We start from the raw sequence: 20,858 nt of genomic DNA on the forward strand, positions 1-20,858 counted from the left end.
CAAACCACAAAGACCTTCGGTCACGGCTTCGAAGATGAAACCGGCCGATCAATTAGCTGCCGCAGCTTTGTCTCCGTGGCAGAATTCGGGTCAGGCGTGTAAATGCTGCACCGCAAATCCGCGCTCCCGGAAACTTGCAGCGAAGTCAGATGAAAGAGCATTTTCCCTGCCTTTGCATGACGGAATTCCAGTAAAACCTCCGGTGCTGAGCTGACGCGGCTTTGCTCCCAAAGCTCGTGAAAGTCGGGATGAACCTGTCGCATTTCGCTTAAAAACTGCTCGTACCACTCGTCCTCTACATACTGACCGTAATTGGCGCGAAAAATCGCGAGAAAGCCGCTGACGAAATGCTCCCAGTTCACGGCCAGCCGCCGTAATTCCTTTCGCGTAAACACCAGGCGGATCAAATTGCGCTCTTCATAAGGGATTTGTTCAAAATCGAGAAAGACATGCGCCGCTGCCTCGTTCCAGCCGACAATATGACTGCGCCGATCTGAAATGATGGTTGGACATGAGCGCAACTCTTTTAAGATTCGTTTGAGGGCAGGATTGATCTTCGGCGGTTCATCTTCTTTTTGCACGTCTTGCCCTACTCCAGTGCCTGTCTCCAGTGCCAGCGCATACAAATATTTTCGCTCATCGACGGTAAGCTGTAGGGCTCTCGCTACCGCATCCAGAACGGATGGCGAGACCTTGATATCGCGGCCTTGTTCCAGCCATGTATACCAGGTGGAGCTAACCCCCGCGAGTTGAGCAACTTCTTCTCTTCGAAGCCCAGGTGTTCTTCTGCGTGTCCCAGGAGCCAGCCCGACCGATTGTGGCAGGATTTTGGCGCGCTGCGCTTTCAAAAAAGTAGACAGTGCCTGCAAACGTGTTTGCTGATTCATGGTACACTCTCCGTTTCCTCAACTGGTTAAGTTTGTTAGACTAGTACTCATTATACTAGGATAAACAACAACTTGTAATAGGATAACCCGTGTGACAAGATTGTTTTCATAAGGCACTCAATGGGAGGCTAATCATGGAAAAAGTCGTTGTCACAGGCATGGGGGTAATCTCCCCGATAGGGAATACAGTGAATCAGTTTTGGAACAGTCTCGTGCAAGGGAAGTCTGGTATCTCGCCTATTGATACTTTTGATACAGCACGCAATAAAACGAAAATCGCAGGTTTGGTGCGAGATTTTGATCCGGTAGAGCGGTTTGGGCGCAAAGAATCGCGGCGAATGGACCGCTTTTGCCAGTTTGCCCTTGCTGCTGCAGAAGAAGCGCTAGAGGATGCTGGGCTTCGGCTGGACGAGTTGGACCGCGAGCGCATCGGGGTATATGTAGGCTCTGGCATCGGTGGGGTAGGGACGCTCCTTGAGCAGCATGACGTTCTTCGTGAACGAGGTCCTGAGCGGGTCAGTCCGACGCTGGTTCCCATGCTCATCTCCAACATGGCAGCAGCGATGATCAGCATCAAGTACGGTCTGTACGGGCCAACGATGTCACCTGTTACGGCGTGCTCGATTGGGAATACGTCCATCGGTGAGGCTTTCCGGCTCATTCGGTCGGGCGGGGCGGATGTCGTCATCGCAGGAGGGTCTGAGGCCGCAGTGACAGACATATCTCTCGCCAGCTTTAGCAATGCGACGGCATTGTCCACAAGAAATGATGATCCAACAGCAGCGAGTCGGCCATTTGATGCCAAGCGGGATGGGTTTGTCATGGCGGAAGGTGCCGGAATTGTGATTTTGGAATCGGAATCACACGCCAAGAAAAGAAACGCACGCATGTATGCCGAAGTGATTGGCTATGGGGCAAGCTCTGATGCCTACCACATGGTGGCGACACATCCGGAAGGAATCGGTCCCTACCGTGCGATGAAATGGGCCCTCCAGGAAGCAGGAGTGCAACCGACAGACGTGGATGTCATCAGCGCGCACGCAACCAGCACAGAAATCGGAGACCGTTCCGAGACATTGGCTATCAAAAAGCTGTTTGGCGACCATGCGTACCGTGTACCGATCACCGCCAACAAATCGATGACGGGTCATATGTTTGGTGCAGCAGGAGGGGCGGAGGCGGTCGCTCTGATCAAGAGCTTGCAGGAAGGAATCATTCCCCCTACGATCAATCAGGTGGAGCGTGACCCTGAATGCGATCTGGACTATGTGCCAAATACAGCGCGCAAAGCCACGCTTGACATCGGCATGTCCAATTCCTTTGGCTTTGGCGGTCACAACGCAGTCATTGTGCTGAAAAAAATGTAATGGATAGAGCCTGTTCTCGTAGTCTCAGGTAGACTGTGAGAGCAGGCTTTTTTTATTTCGATAGAAAAAATGAAACGTTTTGTCGCCCTGATTTCTCTAACAGGGGAGAAAAGGAGGGGGGAGCTGTTTGAATAGACAACTTGGTCTCGTTGCTCGTGCCAAGGCTGGTGATGCTGACGCGTTCCAAATGCTGATTCATCAGGAAAAAACCAATTTGTACAAGATGGCTTTCGTGTATTCGCGCAACGAAGAGGATGCACTTGAGATTTTTCAGGAAACGGTCTATAAGGCGTTGCTCTCCATTTCAACCTTAAAGGAAGAGCAGTATTTTACCACATGGTTGACACGCATTTTGATCAACTCGGCGCTTGCCTATTTGGCTAGGAAACGCAAGGTAATTTCGCTTAGCAAAGACATGATTGAAAATGTGCGGGATACAGGAAGCGTAAGGCTCGAGGAACGGATCGATCTGCTGGAAGCAATGGAAGAGATGGAAGAAAAGTATGTAACGGTACTGCTGCTAAGGTTTTACAAGGACTACTCCGTAAAACAAATCGCCGAAACGCTGGATTGTCCGGAAGGCACTGTAAAAACGAATATTCACAGAGGATTGACGCTATTAAAAAAGAAACTAAAAGGGGAGTATTTCGATGAGAGAAAAAATTCATGCCTATAAAGAGCAAGTAGATCGCATTCGAGTCCCGACAGAGAAGCTGGACGCTATTATCGCCCAAACGGTTCAGGCTGTACCGAAGAGAAAACGCCTGAACAAACGAAAGCTGGTGTACAGTACAGGGGCAGCGGTCGTAGCTTTAGGGGTCTTGTTTAGCTCAGCAGCAGTTTCCCCGGCGATGGCCAATCTGGTGTCCAAGGTGCCTTTGATTGGATCGATTTTCTCGGCATATGGAGACAACGGATTGAAGCTAGCGAGTGAAAAAGGCTTAACAACTGTCATTGGCGAGTCGCAGGACGTGGATGGTCATGCAATTACTGTCAATGAAGTGTACTATGACGGCACGCGTTTTACGATTGGTTATACATTGGAAACGAAGCAGGCAGTCGGAGAGCATTATTTAGGCTCCTCCCCAGATCTGACGGTAAATGGGAAAGCATTTGGATACGCAGGAAGCAGCAAACATACACAGATCACGCCGACGCTAGCGACCGGGATTGTCGATATCGATGCGATCAATGGCTTGCCAGAGGAGTTCAAGCTGGGATTGAGCTTTCATGGGGAGGACGGCAAGCAGTGGAACTTCTCCTTGCCAATCAGTTCCCGTACAGAAACCAAGCGCATTGCGATCAATCACCAGCAAAAAGCTGGAGGCATTGACCTCACTGTTCCGGATATAACAATGGGTCCAGCAGGACTGGTGGTCAGCTTCCAGGCGGTAACGGAGGAAATCGGCTATTTATCGAGCTATTTGGAATTCAAGGTCGTTGATGATAAAGGAAATGAGCTAGGAGCCTACTCAGGCGGTAGCCAAGGTAAAAAATCTGATGGTAAAGAATATCTTGCAGGAACCCGTCGTTTCGATCCTGTGACAGCAGATGTAAAAGAATTAAGGATCACTCCATATCTGTCATTGCCATCTCAAGGTGGTGGTGTTGGGATAGATGGAAATGGAAAAGAAACGATAATCCAAACAACCATCGACATGATAAAGAAACAAGGGAAAGACATTGAGTTCAAAACGTTTACCGTTACGTTGAAAAAATAAAGTCCACGCAAAAAAGCGTCACTCCATGTACAGGAGCGACGCTTTTTTCTCTTGTTGGGGCAAAAACTAGGATTGTTTTCTCATCGCACCCAGCTCTTCAACGATGGCAGTCATTTCATTGATGCCAAACGCTGCTTTTTTCTGCACCATGTTGTACAGGTACAGCAAATCCTCGTAATGAACGAGATCGAAATCTTCCGGGCGCATCACCGCAGTATTCGCCATGTTCAGCTTTGCTTTGATGCCCTCAATGATAATGGCCAAGTTTTCTACAGTCGGTTGATTCAGGTCAGCCATGCTTTCTCGCTCCTCTCTACAAATCTGGTAGTTATTTCGTCAGTTGCCCACGTGTGACGCCCAACTGGTTGGTTGCCTTCAGGGTACGCCATACATGTGTACCGCTAACTTCTCCGCGCAATGCTTTGCGATACAGACTGATTACCTCTTTCACGCGCTCTGGCTCTTCTTCCAAAAACTCGATGCGATAGCTACCGACATTCAGGGAGCGGAACTCGCTCAAATACTCAGCACCAGACTGGTCAATCGCGTTATAAACGGTATTGCGGCAACCGGTATCCACACGTACAGGGTGTGAGAAGCCGACGCGGTCTTTCAAAGAAATGCGGGAGGTCTCACATGGAGTTCCGCAGTTTGTATGGTCAGTACCTTCACTCATGAATGTGCAGTATACGCAGTGCTCCGTGTGGAACATCGGCATGTGCTGGTGGATAACCAGTTCCATGTTCGCAGCGTTTGAGCGGCTGAGCAGATCGACCATTTGTTGGATGTTCAGATCGTACGATGGCGTTACGCGCTCAAGACCTGTTGCAAGGAACAGCTCAACTGCCTTGTGGTTCGCGACATTCAGGGAGAAATCGCCAATCAGCGGAATGTCGATTTCATCACGACGGGACAAGTAGTAATAGAGTGCTCCCGTATTGCGGACCAGAATAGCATCTGGCTTGCTTTTCGCGATCAGGGCAAGGACCCCGTTTTCATCCGGCATATGAATGCGCATCGTAGCAATCCCGATCTTTTTCCCGTACTTATGGGCCAGCTTGACACCCTCTGGATACTGCTTGACGAATTCAAAGTCAGCGTAGAGGAAGTCCACGTCGGTTTGCGCAGCTGCTTCCAATTGCTCAAGGGAACGGCACAGCGCTGTCAGGAGCGGCTTTTCCACTGGCTGGCTCTTCGGAACATCCGCGTATACGTTGATATCGTGATGGTGGTAAATCGGCGGCTTGGAGCGCAGGAACACGAGCTGTTCGACTGCGTCACGGCGCATCCGGTTCAACTCACTGACAGGTACGATGAGATCCCCTTCAAGATCGACAGTCAGATCGTGAGCTTCCAGGTGGAAAATGGTTCCGCCCAGACGGCTTAATTGATCGTGCAGTAACTCTTTCGTCAGAGGGCGCTTCAAAGCAGTCTCCAGCAGTACCTCGGAAGGAACACTGACAGCGTGATTCGCTTGTTTATCCACCCAAGTGACACTGAGTTTTTCACCCAGCTTTCCGCTCACGTGAACGGACAGCGGGAAGGTGCGATAAGGCTTTTCGGTCTCGAACGTTTTGCGCAGGCGACGATCCAGCTCAGGGTCGCTCGTCTTCCATACGCGGTCACCGACGTGAAGACGCTTCAGATTCACGTCATTGCGTCCCATGACGATTTCGTACAAGCCTTTGGAAACTTCACCTTCTACCTTTTTACTGCGGCTCAAAATATCGTAGATGCGACCGCCTTCTTCTTTTTGCGTAGGGTCACCTGCGTCGAACACGATACCGTCTCCGCGTTTGACAGGAGCAGTGATGTCCACCAAAACGCCTGTAGGAAGCAGTTTTTTCACGGTTCCTAAAAACACACCGCGGCTTTTCGGGAACGAACCATCTACGAGCTGCTTGTTGTTTGTCCCGGTCAAAAATCCGTGCGTAAACCCGCGAGAGAAGCTTTGTTGCAGCTCGCGTACTTCTACCTCGGTTGGTCCCGTATCTTGTCCGGCAAAATAACGCTCGATGGCGGCATTGTACTTGCTCACGACGTTTGCCACGTATTCAGGTGTTTTCAGGCGGCCTTCAATTTTAAAGGAAGTCACGCCAGCCTCGATCAACTCAGGAACCAAATCGATAGCAGCCAAGTCCTTCGGGGACAGCACGTAAGCGATGTTTCCCATGTCCTTTTGCACACCGTCTACCATCAGGTCATACGGCAAGCGACAGGCCTGGGCACACTCCCCACGGTTTGCCGAGCGTCCCCCCCACATTTCCGAGGTCAGACATTGGCCGGAATAAGAAACACACAAGGCACCGTGGACGAATACTTCCATCGGCAGCTTCGCTTTTTCTCCGATTTTTTTGATCTCTTTTAATGAATTTTCACGACCGAGCACGACGCGTTCCATATCAAACGGCTTCGTGAACTCCACCGCTTCCGGCGAAGTAATCGTCATTTGTGTAGAGCCATGAATAGGGAAGTCTGGAGAAATCTCGCGAATCATCTTTACAAGACCGAGGTCTTGTACGATCACCGCGTCTACTCCAGCGTGAATACAGGCGTCAATCAGCTCGCGTGCATCCTCCAGTTCATTTTCAAATACGAGAATATTAAAGGTAAGGAAGCCCTTTACCCCGTACATGTGCAAATAAGCCATAATCTCAGGCAGTTCCGCCATTTGGAAGTTCTCAGCACGAGCACGCGCGTTGAACTTTTCTACCCCAAAAAAGATGGCATTGGCACCGTTGGCCACGGCTGCCTTCAAACAGTCCCAGTTACCAGCAGGTGCCAACAGCTCAATATCTTCACGCTTTATACCATTTCGCATGTGTATGTCTTACCTCCAAGGTCTTCAAACAAGCTCTTCTTCATCATAGGGAAATGTGCTGGTCACCGCAACAAAAACATCCTTTCTGCCAGATGTTGAAAATGTGCCTTCCAGAAAGATACCTAGTAATGGTATTCTGTAAGAAAAATCGAAATATTCTACGAACCAGGGGAACCGATATATGTTAATCATCAAAGACATTTTGCTGCAGTTGCTGTTCGTTATCGTCCCTGTTTTGCTGTATAGAAACGTTTGGCTGGGGCGATCAACCTCGAACAAGATGAGCGTCAAATCATCCATGGTTATCGTTTGTAGCTCGATCAGTGTCATTTTTGCCATGAGCTTTCCAGTACAACTCAGTAATGGTATGGAGTACGATTTACGCTCGATACCGATCATTATTACCATTTTATACGCCGGGTATATCCCGGGCATTTTAACGATTTTGATGATGTTTGTTGTAAAGATTGTTCTGGGAGGCGATGGCGTTCTTATAACGATTCTTGGAACGATGGTCTACGCGATCATCCCGTTTTTGTTGGTCAATCGTTGGTATGGCTACTCTTTACGAAAAAAACTAGCGGCCGTTCTCTTGATCGGATGCTTAAAGCAGCTATCCATCATCGGTGGAGGGATGGTTGTTTTGATCTGGAGAGGGTTCCCGTTGTCCATCATTAGCGATCATCTGGAGCCGTTAGTGGAGATTGGCTACCTCGCTTTGATCGTACAAGGCGGAGCCGTTTATTTCATCGAGTTTATTCGAGAATCTCATATTATCCGCAAGCAGGTCGAACGCTCGGAAAAGCTGAATCTGATCAGCGAGCTGGCAGCCAGTGTCGCCCACGAAGTGCGCAATCCACTCACGGTGGTACGAGGTTTTGTCCAATTGTTGCGTGAGGAGACGAATCCGAAAAACGTTGAATACATCCGATTGGTCTTAAATGAACTCGACCGGGCTGAATTTATCATTTCCGACTATTTAAATCTGGCCAAGCCTCATTCTGAGACGCTGGAGCGACTGGAGATTGCGCATACCGTAAAAGAAGTGAGCGCCATTATGTCCTCGTACAGCGTCATGAATCGAGTGGAAATCGCCTGTGAGACCGAGCCGGGCCTATTCGTTGAGAGCAACGCCGTTAAGCTCAAGCAAGCATTGATGAATCTGATGAAAAACGGTATCGAATCGATGGGACAAGGTGGCATACTGCATGTCACCGTACGAGCAGCCGGGAACTATCATGTGATTTCCATCAAGGATGAGGGAGAGGGGATGACGCCGGAGCAGATTGAACAGATCGGGCTACCTTTTTATTCTACGAAGGAAAAAGGGACAGGTCTCGGTTTGATGGTAACCTGCCGGATTATCGAGGCGATGCGGGGGACGATCCACTTTCAGAGTGAACGCGGGCACGGAACGCAGGTGACGATTCAACTGCCTGCAGTGTATACGACCGAAAAAGGAGGCGAACATGGACAAAGATCAAGAGGTGTGGGAGCGACTCTTTCATGAGTTGGCTGTCATCAGAAGTGAATTAAAAGCGTTCAAGCTCGAAACACGTGCAGAACTCTATCAAATCAAAAACGAGCTGAAAGAATGGCAGCAGCGTGAAGAACAGCGAAGGCTCTCAAACGAAGGAGAATAGACCATGAGAAGTTCCGCAAACCGATGGTGGCAAAAGACAGGAAAAGTTGTTTTCGCAGCAGGTTTGGCTTTCACGCTTGCTGCATGCGGACAACCTCAGGAAGCAGCAAAGCCTGCCACACAACCAACGACAGAAGCTACACCAGCTAGTGCATCTACGCAACCTGAACAGATACTCAGGCTGAATAACTTTACAGAACCGCTTTCTCTTCATCCCGGACTCATTTCGGATGTTTGGTCATCCAATGTTATTTTTCAGACGTTTGAAGGGCTGACACGAATTGATGACAAGGGCGTTCCACAGCCCGCGATGGCCCAGGAAATCAAGGCATCAGATGATTTGTTGACGTACACCTTCACGATTCGCGACAATGCGATGTGGTCGAACGGCGATCCCGTAACCGCGCACGATTTTGAAAATGCCTGGAAATGGGCACTCGATTCCAAAAACGGTTCCCAGTATGCCTACCAGCTGTTTTATGTAAAAAATGCAGAGGCGGCCTTTGCTGGCAAAGCGAAGCCCGAAGAGATCGGGGTCAAGGCAACAGACGACAAGACACTGGTTGTTCAACTGGAAAACCCGACGCCGTTTTTCCTGGAGCTGACGGCTTTTTACAGCTACTTTCCGCTAAATACCAAAGTGGTGAAAGAACATCCGGACTGGGCGAAGGAAGCAGGACCAGCCTACACCTCGAATGGACCGTTCAAACTCACTGCGTGGGAGCATAAAAACAAGCTGACGCTTACGAAAAATGAGCATTATTGGGACGCAGACGCTGTCAAGCTGACCAAAATCGAAATGAATATGATCAATGACGCGAATACAGAGCTGTCCATGCTGGAGGGCGGCGATCTCGATTGGGCAGGCGCCCCGACTGGCAATCTTCCGCTCGACGCGATGCCGACCTTGAAGGAAAAAGGTTTGCTGGTGATCACACCAAAAGCAGGGACGTATTGGTATGAATTCAACACAGAGCAAAAGCCTTTCCACAACAAAAAAATTCGCCAAGCCTTTTCATACGCGATCAGCCGGAAAGACATTGTGGAGAACATCACCCAGGGAGGGGAATTGGTTGCGACAGCCGTAGTGCCGCCTACGATGTTTGCTGAGAACGAGCAAGGCTTGTTTACAGACAACGACATGGAAAAAGCCAAGCAACTGTTGGCGGAAGGCATGAAGGAAGAAGGGTACGCCAGCATCGACCAGCTCCCGCCGATTACACTGTCCTATAATACGGAGGAAGCACAGACGAAAATCGCCCAAGCCGTACAGGACATGTGGCAAAAAAACTTGGGTGTGCACGTCAAGCTGGAGAATCAGGAATGGAATGTCTATTATGAAAACGTGAAAAACGGGAAGTATCAAGTAGCGCGGATGGGGTGGACGGGGGATTTCAACGATCCGATCAACTTCCTGGAAATATTCCGGAGGAAGGAAGGCAACAACCATACTCGTTGGGAGAATCGTCAATTTGCCGATCTATTGGCGGCTTCTGCCAAGGAGAAGGATGCTGCCAAACGAAAAGCGATCTTGCAAGAGGCTGAGAAAATCTTGGTAGACGAAATGCCAGTTATTCCGTTTTACTTTAAGTCTACGGTGTATGCGCAAAACCCCAAGTTGAAAGGCGTAGTCATTTCTGGTCTGGGATACGCGCAGTACAAATGGGCCTATTTCGAATAAATCATATGTAGTCACATTCGAAGGGCTGGTCAGTCGGATTATTCCACGACCAGCCCTTCGAATACGATAGAGACCTTCTCTTCCATGATTTCTTCGAGTGCCCAGGCGCCTTCGCTGCGTACCCAATCATAAAGAGCGTTATAGTAAATATTTTCCAACATATTTGCAGCGACAAGAGGGTTGAATTTGCTTTTCAATTGATTCTTTTCTTGCGCTTCTTCAATCAGGTCAGCGAATAGTTGGCGCAATTCAAAGTACATGTTCTTTTCATTCTCAAGCACTTTTCGATGTTTCATCGAAGATTCTACGACGACTTTGATGAAATCGAAATTGGTAATGGTGACTTCATTCATGATCTTGTAGATCCGCAGTACCTTCGATTTGCAGTCGTTACCATAGTCCCACTCTTCCCGACGCTCCTCGATTTCATGCAGACGTTCATATCCCCAGTTAGCGAGAATGGCTTCCTTTGAAGTGAAATGCAAAAAGATCGTACCGCGAGCAACATCGGCTTCTTCGGAAATCATGTCGATGGTGGTTGCTTCAAAGCCATGCGTTTTGAAAAGCTTGATGGCAGCATTGAAGATTTTTTCGCGTGTTTCGCGCTTTTTCCGTTCCCGTCTCGTCGTCAAGTTATGTAGCACCTCCTTAAGAACTCGTACGCTTGATTATAACACAACCGTTACCTAACAAAAGAATAGTTCATGCAATTGAGCATAATTTAGGTGAAAAAAGGATAGACTTCTGCGCAGTGCGAATGTATATTTATATACTATAATGAATAAATATTAAATCATACCAGGCTCGTTATGCATGGGGTGGAGGAGAGTAAAATGGGTGTTGCAAAGGCGCTGGCAGTACGTCAGGCTACGATGAAAGACGTGGATGCCATGTTGGAGATTGTTAATGAATATGCACAGCAGGGCTTGATGCTGCCACGTACGAAGCTGTCTTTCTTGGAAAACTTGCAATCCTTTATTGTCGCTCATGATGGAGATTCGGTCGTAGGTGTCGCAGGCTTGCATATTTTGTGGGAGGACCTGGCGGAGATCCGCTCCTTGGCTATCTCGGAAAAAGCAAAGGGGATGGGCGTTGGGAAGCATCTGGTTCTTCATTTGGTTGAGCAATGCCGCCTTTTGGGAATTAAGCGTGTACTGGCGCTGACCTATCAACAAGTGTTTTTTGAAAAGTGCGGATTTTGGGTGGTCGCCAAGGAAACACTGCCGCAAAAAGCCTGGAAGGATTGTATTAACTGCTCCAAGCTGCCGATGTGCGACGAAATTGCTATGATTTTCGAAACGTCCTGATACATTTGGTCTAGCCTTCCTTTTTCCTTTTCTGGTACTATATTCATATGAATAGTAGAAATATAAACAATATTCTATTAGTATACCAGAAAAATAGTTTGGCAAAAATGGGGGGCTTTTCCATGAAGTTGGGCGCTCGTATACTGCTCGTACTACTATTGGCAGGAAGTGTACCGCTGACGGCAGCGGGAGTGTTTGCTTATCAGGAATCCAAGCAGGAATTGTTGAATGGAAGTGCCGCTACACTGGAAGCACTACGTCAAAGCAACAAGGAACAGGTGGAAAATTACTTTCGCGAGCGAGCCAGGAACGTGGATACGTTGGCTGCATCGGGAACAGTAATGTCCGCCCTTTCTTCGTTTGAGGACGTGTGGCGGCAAGGCCTGGAATCGCCTGCTTATGAAGAAGTGCAAGCGCGATATACGAACGAATTGAAGATGGAGGTTGCCCGTTACGGCTTCGTAAATGCTTTTCTGTTGAATGCACAAGGGGACATCGTGTACGAGACAAAGCCGCAGGCCGATTTTGGTACCAATCTCCTGACGGGCCCACACGCTGACTCTGTACTTGGCCAGACTGTGCAGCAAGTCCAGAAAACCCAAAGCGCAGAAATGTCGGATCTAGGCATTTACGAACCATCTGGAGGGGCGCCAGGGGTATACATTGCAGCGCCGATCTACGAACGAGGCTACATCATCGGGCAAATAGCAGTCGAAGTCTCCATGGATTATATTTCAAGAATATTCAACCAACGAGAAGGTCTGGGGGAAACCGGGAAGATTTACTTGGTTGGCGGCCCGGACAAGCTCATGCGCTCGCAATTGGGCAGTGGATCAAATACGTTGTTACAGCAAAAAGTAGATACGCCCATCGTCGATCAAGTCTTGCTCACCCAACAATCCGAAGGAACGGCCGAAAGCATGGATTACTTGGGGCAGCAAGTGCTCGTGTCCTACGATCAGGTTAAAGTGGGGAAGAAGACGTGGGCGATTTTGGCAGAGAGAAATATGACCGAAATACTGGAAGGCCCAACCCGCATTCGGGATGCCATGATTGCCTTTAATGGTGCCGTACTCGTGCTCATTGTCATCATCTCATTACTTACAGCAAACTGGCTTCGCCGCTCGTTTCGCGGCATGCTTTCTGTCGCAGAGCGGATTGGGCATGGTGACTTTTCGCGTGAGATTCCTGACAAGCTATTAAAACGAAAAGATGAATTAGGGGAGCTGGCAGGGTCTCTCGTTACGATGCAAAAGCAACTGCGCAAAATCTTGTTTCAAATTCAGCAGGCAGCTGCTTCCGTTTCCGGTGCCGTGCGAAATATTCAGGGAAACACCAGTGAGATTGCCGCTTCCAGCCAGCAAATTGTCCTCGTCGTCGATCAAGTGGCTGCAGCAGCTGACAGTCAGGTAGAAAAAATGGGACAAACCTTGAATCTTGCTGTGGATTTGACGAAGGATGTGGCGGTGGTAACGGAAAATGTAGAACGAGTGACCTTATCTGCGGAAGAAATGAAGCAGCATGCACACGCAGGCAGACGCGCAATCGCAGATGTGATGGAAAGCATGGACGAAATCAATCGTTCGGTAGAAGCTGCCACGGATGTCATTCATGTATTGGAAGGTCGCTCAAAGGACATTTCGAGAATTATCTCTGTCATTACAGAAATTGCCCGCCAGACCAATCTGCTAGCCTTGAATGCTGCAATCGAAGCGGCCAGAGCAGGAGAGCATGGCAAGGGATTTGCCGTCGTTGCAGGGGAAGTGCGCAAGCTCGCGGAAGATACCAACAGTGCTGCCCAGCAGATCGTAGGCATGATTGGAGACGTACAAAAGGATACGAGAGAAGCAGTATCCAGAATGGTAGAGGGTGCCCAAACGACCGCCCGTGGCATGAAGACAGCACACCAATCGCAAGAGATGTTCCAGCACATCGAGGAAAACATCCTCGGGGTGTCGCAAGAAATTAACAGCGTCAGCGAAGCCTTCAAGCGTATGGCGCCAGATACCCAACAGGTAGCTGTAGTCGCTGGGGAAGTATCGTCTGCTTCAATGCAAGCGGCTGCAGGTGTCCAAAGCATCTCGGCTGCGGTAGAGGAGCAGAGTGCAGCGATGGAGCTCATCGCAGATGCTGCGAATCAGCTGGCTATTCTGGCAGAAGAGCTGAGAAGCTCCCTTGCAACCTTTGTTTCGCGCGAAAATTAAGAAAAGAGGGACGGAGCAAAAGCCGGTGACAACTGCCTTTTCTCCCGTCTCTTTTTGTATTTTGGAAGGATATCTCACACAAAATGTTGAATGATAAGGACGATGGAGAGTTTCAAGCCGGAGGGACGTAAGCGTGCACAAACTAGATTGGGAACTATATCTGCTACCGTTCGAACAAGCTGTAGAAGAAATCAAAGTCAAAATTAAAAATATCCGTAACGAGCTGCGCAAACGCAAGGAGCATTCACCGATTGAGTTTGCGGTAGGCAGGGTCAAATCGATCCCGAGTATTTACAACAAGGCAAACCGCTTGCAGTTTCCGATTGATGAGAATATCTGCTGGGAAATTCGCGATATCGCAGGCATCCGCGTCATTTGCCAGTTTATTGATGATATACCGGCAGTCGTAGAGATGATCCGCAATCGCGGAGACATGCGTGTCTATTTGGAGAAGGACTATGTTTCTACCCCAAAAGAAAGCGGATACCGCGGCTATCACCTTGCTGTGGAGTATCCGATCATGATGGCGGGTGGGCAAGTGACCATTCCGGTAGAAATTCAGATTCGCACGTTGGGAATGAATTTTTGGGCGACGATTGAGCACTCGCTGAATTATAAATACGAGGGAATTATCCCGTCTGATATACGGCAAAGATTGTTTGAGGCTGCCAAGGCGTCCTACAAGCTGGATAGCGAAATGAACAATATCCGGGACGAAATTAAAGACGCCCAAGCAGAGTTTACGAAAAAAGAAGTGCCGATGGAGTCATTGTTATCGCTGGTGGAGCTGGATCTCGACGTCGATGCGGCAATGGACGCAGGAAGTATGAATGAGGGGACTGGAGAAGAGGATGACAAGCGTTAATTGGCTGGAAGAAACAAATAAACGCAAGGAAGAACTAATTGCGACAACGCAACAATTTTTGCAAATAAAGAGCGTATTGGACCCCGAGTCCGCACGGGAAGGGGCCCCTTTTGGAGAAGGGATTCGGCAAGCGCTTGACTTTGCGCTAGACGTGTGTGAAAAGGCAGGCATGACAACCAAAGACGTCCGCGGCTATGCAGGGCATGCTGAATTCGGGCAAGGCGAGGAATTGATCGGCATTCTGAGCCATGTCGATGTCGTACCGGAAGGCGATGGCTGGAGTACGCCACCGTATGCAGCCGAGATCGTGGATGGACGCATCGTGGCTCGTGGAGCGATTGATGACAAGGGACCGACGATGGCTGCCATTTTCGCCGCGAAGATCGTGATGGAGCTGGGATTGCCGCTCTCGAAGCGCGTGCGCTTTATTTTCGGTACGGATGAAGAATCGAGCTGGCAATGTGTGAACACGTATTTTGAAACGGAAGAAATGCCGACGATGGGCTTTACGCCGGATGCAGACTTCCCGCTGATCTATGCGGAAAAAGGCTTGACTGATCTGTCGTTGCGTCAGACGCTTGCATCCTTCCAAAGCCTCGGAATGCCTGTAGCGGAAAACGTGGAGGCAAAGCTCGTTTCCTTACAGGCTGGCTTGCGGATGAACATGGTTCCAGACAAGGCTGTAGCAACACTTGCGCCAATCGGTTTGAATAGTGAGGCGATTGCACAAAGTTATCGCCAGCACTTGGATACAACTGGCTTGAAAGGCAAGGCGGAAGAGCAGGACGGTCTCGTAGTGCTGCACATGGAGGGCGTCTCGGTTCACGGAATGGACCCGAGCAAAGGCGTCAACGCGGGTACCGAGCTCATTCACTTTTTGTGCACCTTGTCCCTGGATGAACGCGGAGCTGCATTTGTAAGCTTGGCTGATCGTTATTTGCACAAGCAGCACTACGGGGAAGCGCTCGGCATCGCGCATGATGATGAAGAAATGGGTGCGCTCACACTGAACACAGGTGTGATCGAGTATGATGAAAAGCAGGATGCGCTTTTCCGTCTGAATATCCGTTACCCACATTCTGTTTCCTTCGAAAAATGGTCGACTGTTCTGGCTGAACGATTCAGCGAAGGGGCATTTTCGCTCGAAGTGGCAGAGCACCTGACACCGCACCGCGTCGATCCGAATCACCCTTTGGTGACGACACTGCAACGCGTGTATACAGAACAAACAGGCGAGGAAGCTGGCATCATTGCCATTGGCGGCGCTACCTACGGCCGTTCATTGGATGTTGGGGTAGCATTCGGACCGCTTTTCCCAGGGCGTCCTGACAGTGCACACCAGCGAGATGAATATATTTTCGTGGATGACCTGATCAAAGCGACCGCGATTTACGCGCAAGCGATCTATGAATTAGCGAAGTAGAAATAGCAAACGGCTGGTACAAAGCGCCAGCCGTTTTTTTATTTTTGCTGAATCAGGCGAGACAAAAGACTTTGCAAATGCTGCGAAGGCAACCCACTCAAATGTGACAGCATAAGAAGTACTCGGGCGCATTCGGGACAGGGGTTGGGGGAACAATCATAAGTAGGGTGTAGGCAATTTGGAAATGAAAGGATTCTGTAGGCGGTTTCTCGAACTCATATGGGAATATGTCAGTATCGAAAAGGAGATAAATGATGGACGATCTTACGAAATTGATCAAGGATTTGACGGAAACGGACGGAGTACCTGGGCACGAGCGCGAAGTCAGGGTGAAGATGGAGGAGTACTTGCAGCCTCTCAGCGACGAGTTGGTAAAGGATCGGCTGGGTGGGGTACTCGGAAAGAAGACGGGTGCAGAAAACGGCCCGAAAATTTTGCTCGCGGGACATTTGGATGAAGTAGGGTTCATGGTGACGCATATCACGCCAAAAGGGTACTTGCGTTTCATCCAGCTTGGCGGATGGTGGACGCACAATATGCTCTCACATCGTGTGAAGGTCAAGACACGCAAAGGTGAGTATCTGGGACTCATTGGTTCTAAGGCACCACACGCGCTGGAAAAAGAAGAACGGGAAAAGGTCATGAAGCTCAAGGAGCTGTACATTGACATCGGGGCAAAAGATGAAGCAGATGCGAAGGAAATGGGTGTTCGCCCAGGTGATTGGATTGTTCCTGACAGTGATTTTACGACCATGCGCAACGGTGAGCTGTGGGTAGCAAAGGCACTCGATAATCGTGCGGGATGTGCGCTGGCAATCGAAGTGCTGAAACGTTTACAGAAGGAAGAGCATCCGAATGTGGTATATGCCGGTGCAACTGTGCAGGAGGAAGTCGGAACTCGCGGTGCTGGCACAGTAGCGAGGCTGGTTGAACCGGATATTGCTTTTGCTGTTGATGTTGGACTCGCATATGACACTCCTGGGAATGAATCGTATCCGATGACCTGCAATGTGGGGGACGGTCCGCTCGTCATGTTATTTGATGCTACGATGATTCCGCATACCGGATTGCGCGATCTCGTATTCGACACAGCAGAGGAGCTCGGCATCAATATCCAGGTGGATGCACTCGCTGGAGGCGGGACAGACGCCGCAAAATTCCATACAAGCGGCATTGGCTGCCCGTCGATTGTCGTCGGTTTTGCGACACGGTATATTCACAGCCATAATGCGATTATGTCCAAAAGCGATTTCGAGCAGGCTGCCCAGCTGCTGACAGCTGTTATCAAGAAGCTCGATAAGGAAACAGTACAACAATTGATAGACAGATAAGGTAAGGAAAGCAAAACCCTCCCCATTCAAGGTGTAAATGCATTGGGGAGGGTTTCGTTTGGTTACTTGTTCTGCTCGGGGAGGTCTACCTTTATTTCCAGACCCTTAATAAATTGATCGTCTGTGACTGTTTCAGCGAAATGATCTTTTACGACAAAAGGCTTGATTATGAAATACTTCGGCTGTCCTTGTTCAGAAGCATAGCGGGCGTCAAATGTGAGAGTGTTATCCTTGCGTTGTTCCCCTTCTCCGTGGAGGGATGTCAGTTGACGACCTTGGTCGTCAAACAGGGCAGCTCTGATGGACTTATCTGCTGTCTCGCCATCCAGTTTGACCGAATACAACAAGCGCGTCGTCACTGGCGTCACATTGACCTCGGATACTTCGAAAGAAATCCCATCGTTTGATTGAACAGCATTCGGTTTTAGCTGGATGATGTTGCTTGTCGCTTTTTGGAACGGAATGTCCAGCTTGAAGGTTTGATCAATTCCAGCAAGCTTAACAACCACTTCCGCTTGGAAAGAGTCTGGAATCTTGCCTGTTGAATTGTGGTCAGGTGTCTTCAAAATTTCTTCGAAGACAAGCATGTTTGGGTGCGATTCGCCAGCAGAGGAGAAAAAACCACCGCCAGATACCAAACTACCTGGGTCATCTTGACCTTTTCCATCGATACTAAAAGTGACATTCTCGATAGCGTCACTGAGTTTGACAACCTCTTTTCCCGTATCAAACATGCCGTCCTTCAGGTTTGGAGCCGTTACACTGAGTAGGTAGACAGCGCGTGTTCCGTCGAAGACCGTCTCCGTTACCTCGAGCTTCATGTCCTGATGAGAAATACTCTTGTTCACCTTGGAAGAAAGACCTTGTTCTCCTGCAGCTCGTAATCCGAGGTCCGCCTCGATTAAGCTAAAGAGACTCCCCACCACTGGGATCTGCTTAATCGATTGCGCCATGACCGGCGAGATAAAACCGGAGGTGAATACAGTTGCACCCAGAATGACTGCGGCGGCCGCAACATAAGGTGCCTTGCGTGATCGTTGGACTTTTCGATCGCGAGACATTTCTGGGAGTGCGGCGTATGTTTCATCCAGTCGAGCCCGTACCAATGGTGACATCGTCGTTTCCTTTGAACGTTTGTACTCTTTTAGTTCGAAATCGAATTTAGATTGATCCATATTGTATCTTCCCTTCCCGAAATGTAGTTAATTTCTCCATCAAGTTGTTCCGTGCCCGACTGAGTCGCATTTTCGCGGCACTCTCCGAAATTTCCAGTACCTCTGCTACTTGTCTTAAAGGCATGTCTTCAAAATAGTGAAGCACAATAACAAGGCGCTGCTGTTCATCCAACCTCTCAACGGCGTCCCGCAGATCAATATGTTCGTCTTTCGGTGAGAGTGACAAATGGGTAGGGAATTCATCCACGAGAACGTTACGGGAGCGATTTGCTACTATCTTGTTGCATTCATTGATCAAAATTCGGAACATCCATGTCTTGAAAAATTGGGGCTCACGAAGTGAATGCAGCGATTTATATGCTTTTAAAATGGTTTCCTGGAGAGCATCCGCAATATCTTCCTCTTTTTTCAGGATGGATTTAGCCGTATGGTACAAGGAGCTCTCCACTTGTTTGACAACAGCGATAAAAGCTTCGCGATCTCCTTGCTTTGCCAGGAGAACCTGTTCTCTTAGATTCACCTTTTTCACTCCTTTCTGTGTTGGTTTTTCACATTGACAATAATTAGATCAGCGAAATCGATACATGGTCACATTATGTAAGCAAAAATTTCGGCCAGGCTTGCTTCATCGTCGCGAGACTCGAAGAAAAATGCCCGGGAGTTGAACGGTTTAGTTGTTTTTTCGAAAAGACTCCTTTAGTATAGGTAGGATAGGATTTCGCAAGGGCAACAACCTGCCTAGGATGAATTTTGATTGATGAGAGCCGATTTTATCGCATTCACTGTCCATGCAGTTATGGTGTACGAATCGGATCGCTTGTGAAAGGAAGTGGAAGTTATGGCAAAATCGTTTGCGTCTTTTGGTTTTCGTCCGGAGCTGATGCAAGGGATTCAAGACCTGTATTATAAAGAACCGACACAAATTCAAGAGGAAGCCATTCCTCTCATTATGGAAGGCAAAGATCTGATCGGACAAGCTCAGACAGGTACGGGAAAAACAGCTGCATTCATGCTGCCGATCCTCAACGCATTGGAAGAGGGAAAACGAGACATTCAAGCGCTCATCCTCACCCCGACACGTGAGCTTTCCATTCAGATTGCAAAAGAAGTAGAAAAGCTGGGTAAGCACCTGAATGTAAACGTGCTGTCTCTGCACGGTGGAACGGATATCGACAAGCAACTGAGCAAACTGAAAGAAACGGTTCATGTTGTAGTCGGAACACCAGGGCGCGTGCTGGATCATATGAAGCGCGGATCGCTCCATTTCGGACGCATCTCTACACTAGTGCTGGACGAAGCAGATAAAATGATGGAAATGGGCTTCTTGGAAGATGTGGAGCAAGTGATCGTCCACACGCCTTCCCAGCGTCAGGTGCTGTTGTTCTCTGCTACGATGCCTGATTTGGTGAAAAGACTGGCGCACCGCTTCATGAAGCAGCCACCGCATATCAAGATCGAGGGCAAGCAGAAGACTGTGGAGCGCATTGAACAATTTTACTATGTGGTGAACCAAAGCGATAAGACGGACGCTCTCGTCGATGTGCTGGAGCAGGAGCAGCCGTTCTTGACTATCGTGTTTGCCAATACGCAAGTTCGTGTGCAGCAGCTTACAGCCCGATTGCAGGAAAATGGCCTCGCTGCGAAAGCACTGTACGGTGATTTGTCTCAAAACAAGCGGGAACAACTGATGAAGCAATTCCGTGAGATTCGTTTCCAATACTTGATCGCGACAGATATCGCAGCTCGTGGACTCGACGTAGAAGGCGTAACACATGTCATCAACTACGATTTGCCGAATGACGTGGACAGTTACATTCACCGCGTTGGGCGTACGGGTCGTGCGGGACAAAAAGGAAAAGCCATCTCCCTCATCTCTCCTCGTCAGAAGAATTTGATGGGGCGTTTTGCCAAAGCCACGAAGGCATCGATCGAGGAAAGAATTTTGCAGGCAGGACGCCATCTGGATGCGGGTCGCCGTCAACGTGCGGAAGAACGGGAAGCTCATTTCATTGAGCTGCGGGCGCAACAGGCGAAAGAGCAACAGAAGGAAAAAGACAAAGAGTTCTCTCCTGTACGTGAAGCCTTGAAGAAAAAGACGAAGGTAAAACCAGGCTACAAAAAGAAGATGGCGCGTGAACTGGGTGAATTGCAGACCCAGTATGAGAAAAATCGCAAGAAGGCAGAAGCAATTGCAGCACGCAAAGCGGGTAAATCTGCTAAGCCTGCCGATGCCAAAAAAGCAGGGAAAGGTGGAGCGGCTCGCTCTGCCAAGGGTGGAAGACCGTTTAGTCAATCTGCCGGGAAATCAAGAGGAAGATAAGAAATGAAGAGGCTGCCCAGATTCGAAAAGGATCTGGGCGGTTTTTTTGTAGAAACGCCTTTGGCGTATGAAAGGAAGTTCTTGACTTTATACTCGACTAGAAGGTTTATACTC

At 49.1% G+C, this 20,858-nt stretch carries 18 protein-coding genes; 12 read left to right on the forward strand and 6 right to left on the reverse strand.

Translation table 11 applies throughout. From position 1 onward, the window contains the following. Positions 1–20: 20 nt before the first annotated feature. Positions 21–887 (reverse strand): helix-turn-helix transcriptional regulator, encoded by an 867-nt coding sequence (locus tag M3630_RS10660; protein ID WP_251252079.1) that lies wholly within the window; start codon positions 885–887, stop codon positions 21–23. 134 nt (positions 888–1,021) lie between these two features. Between M3630_RS10660 and fabF the strand changes: the two genes are divergently transcribed. From fabF to M3630_RS10675, 3 genes are all read left to right on the forward strand, one after another. Further along, a complete protein-coding gene (gene fabF, locus M3630_RS10665; RefSeq protein ID WP_251252080.1) occupies positions 1,022–2,254 on the forward strand; it encodes a beta-ketoacyl-ACP synthase II in 1,233 nt (410 codons plus the stop codon). 127 nt (positions 2,255–2,381) lie between these two features. Next, positions 2,382–2,930, forward strand: coding sequence for a sigma-70 family RNA polymerase sigma factor (locus M3630_RS10670; RefSeq protein ID WP_251252081.1), 549 nt, complete (start codon positions 2,382–2,384; stop codon positions 2,928–2,930). Next, positions 2,905–3,975 carry a DUF4179 domain-containing protein gene (locus M3630_RS10675; RefSeq protein WP_251252082.1) on the forward strand — a complete coding sequence of 357 codons (1,071 nt, stop codon included), beginning with the start codon at positions 2,905–2,907 and terminating at the stop codon, positions 3,973–3,975. Before M3630_RS10670 ends, M3630_RS10675 begins: the two co-directional genes overlap by 26 nt. Positions 3,976–4,041: 66 nt before the next feature. Here M3630_RS10675 and M3630_RS10680 read toward each other — a convergent pair whose 3' ends face one another. Both M3630_RS10680 and M3630_RS10685 read right to left on the reverse strand, forming a co-directional pair. Further along, positions 4,042–4,272, reverse strand: a complete 231-nt coding sequence (locus tag M3630_RS10680; RefSeq protein ID WP_015892616.1) for a DUF1128 domain-containing protein — start codon at positions 4,270–4,272, stop codon at positions 4,042–4,044. Positions 4,273–4,303: 31 nt separating this feature from the next. Next, positions 4,304–6,796, reverse strand: coding sequence for a U32 family peptidase (locus M3630_RS10685; RefSeq protein WP_251252083.1), 2,493 nt, complete (start codon positions 6,794–6,796; stop codon positions 4,304–4,306). 181 nt (positions 6,797–6,977) lie between these two features. On the opposite strand from M3630_RS10685, the gene M3630_RS10690 reads away from it, so the two are divergent. The 3 genes from M3630_RS10690 to M3630_RS10700 are packed head-to-tail and all read left to right on the forward strand — an operon-like array spanning position 6,978 to position 10,119. Further along, positions 6,978–8,306, forward strand: a complete 1,329-nt coding sequence (locus M3630_RS10690) for an ATP-binding protein (protein WP_251252084.1) — start codon at positions 6,978–6,980, stop codon at positions 8,304–8,306. Next, positions 8,266–8,439 carry a hypothetical protein gene (locus M3630_RS10695; protein ID WP_173610830.1) on the forward strand — a complete coding sequence of 58 codons (174 nt, stop codon included), beginning with the start codon at positions 8,266–8,268 and terminating at the stop codon, positions 8,437–8,439. The genes M3630_RS10690 and M3630_RS10695 overlap by 41 nt, the downstream gene beginning before the upstream one ends. 3 nt (positions 8,440–8,442) lie before the next feature. After that, on the forward strand, positions 8,443–10,119 hold the full coding sequence (locus M3630_RS10700) for a peptide ABC transporter substrate-binding protein (RefSeq protein ID WP_251252085.1): 1,677 nt from the start codon (positions 8,443–8,445) through the stop codon (positions 10,117–10,119). A 38-nt stretch (positions 10,120–10,157) separates the two neighbouring features. On the opposite strand, the gene M3630_RS10705 is transcribed toward M3630_RS10700, so the two are convergent. Continuing rightward, positions 10,158–10,751 carry a TetR/AcrR family transcriptional regulator gene (locus M3630_RS10705; RefSeq protein WP_047071619.1) on the reverse strand — a complete coding sequence of 198 codons (594 nt, stop codon included), beginning with the start codon at positions 10,749–10,751 and terminating at the stop codon, positions 10,158–10,160. Positions 10,752–10,952: 201 nt separating this feature from the next. On the opposite strand from M3630_RS10705, the gene M3630_RS10710 reads away from it, so the two are divergent. The 5 genes from M3630_RS10710 to M3630_RS10730 all read left to right on the forward strand — a co-directional run bounded on the left by M3630_RS10710 (position 10,953) and on the right by M3630_RS10730 (position 17,249). Further along, on the forward strand, positions 10,953–11,426 hold the full coding sequence (locus M3630_RS10710) for an N-acetyltransferase (protein ID WP_173610832.1): 474 nt from the start codon (positions 10,953–10,955) through the stop codon (positions 11,424–11,426). A gap of 122 nt (positions 11,427–11,548) precedes the next feature. Beyond that, a complete protein-coding gene (locus tag M3630_RS10715) occupies positions 11,549–13,630 on the forward strand; it encodes a methyl-accepting chemotaxis protein (protein ID WP_251252086.1) in 2,082 nt (693 codons plus the stop codon). Positions 13,631–13,763: 133 nt separating this feature from the next. Beyond that, positions 13,764–14,495 carry a GTP pyrophosphokinase gene (locus M3630_RS10720; RefSeq protein ID WP_251252087.1) on the forward strand — a complete coding sequence of 244 codons (732 nt, stop codon included), beginning with the start codon at positions 13,764–13,766 and terminating at the stop codon, positions 14,493–14,495. Next, positions 14,482–15,918 carry a dipeptidase PepV gene (gene pepV, locus M3630_RS10725; protein WP_251252088.1) on the forward strand — a complete coding sequence of 479 codons (1,437 nt, stop codon included), beginning with the start codon at positions 14,482–14,484 and terminating at the stop codon, positions 15,916–15,918. The genes M3630_RS10720 and pepV overlap by 14 nt, the downstream gene beginning before the upstream one ends. 254 nt (positions 15,919–16,172) lie before the next feature. Beyond that, the gene (locus M3630_RS10730; RefSeq protein ID WP_251252231.1) at positions 16,173–17,249 is read left to right on the forward strand and encodes a M42 family metallopeptidase; all 1,077 of its coding nucleotides are present in this window, start codon (positions 16,173–16,175) and stop codon (positions 17,247–17,249) included. Positions 17,250–17,311: 62 nt separating this feature from the next. On the opposite strand, the gene M3630_RS10735 is transcribed toward M3630_RS10730, so the two are convergent. Then, on the reverse strand, positions 17,312–18,424 hold the full coding sequence (locus M3630_RS10735) for a DUF4179 domain-containing protein (protein ID WP_251252089.1): 1,113 nt from the start codon (positions 18,422–18,424) through the stop codon (positions 17,312–17,314). Next, complete coding sequence (locus tag M3630_RS10740; protein WP_251252090.1) at positions 18,411–18,944, reverse strand: RNA polymerase sigma factor; 534 nt, start codon at positions 18,942–18,944, stop codon at positions 18,411–18,413. Before M3630_RS10740 ends, M3630_RS10735 begins: the two co-directional genes overlap by 14 nt. Positions 18,945–19,262: 318 nt before the next feature. Here M3630_RS10740 and M3630_RS10745 point away from each other — a divergent pair, with 318 nt between their 5' ends. After that, on the forward strand, positions 19,263–20,744 hold the full coding sequence (locus M3630_RS10745; protein WP_251252091.1) for a DEAD/DEAH box helicase: 1,482 nt from the start codon (positions 19,263–19,265) through the stop codon (positions 20,742–20,744). The last annotated feature ends 114 nt before the right edge of the window (positions 20,745–20,858 follow it).

Source organism: Brevibacillus sp. MER 51 (genome assembly GCF_023714195.1).
In the GTDB taxonomy this organism is placed as follows: Bacteria; Bacillota; Bacilli; order Brevibacillales; family Brevibacillaceae; genus Brevibacillus.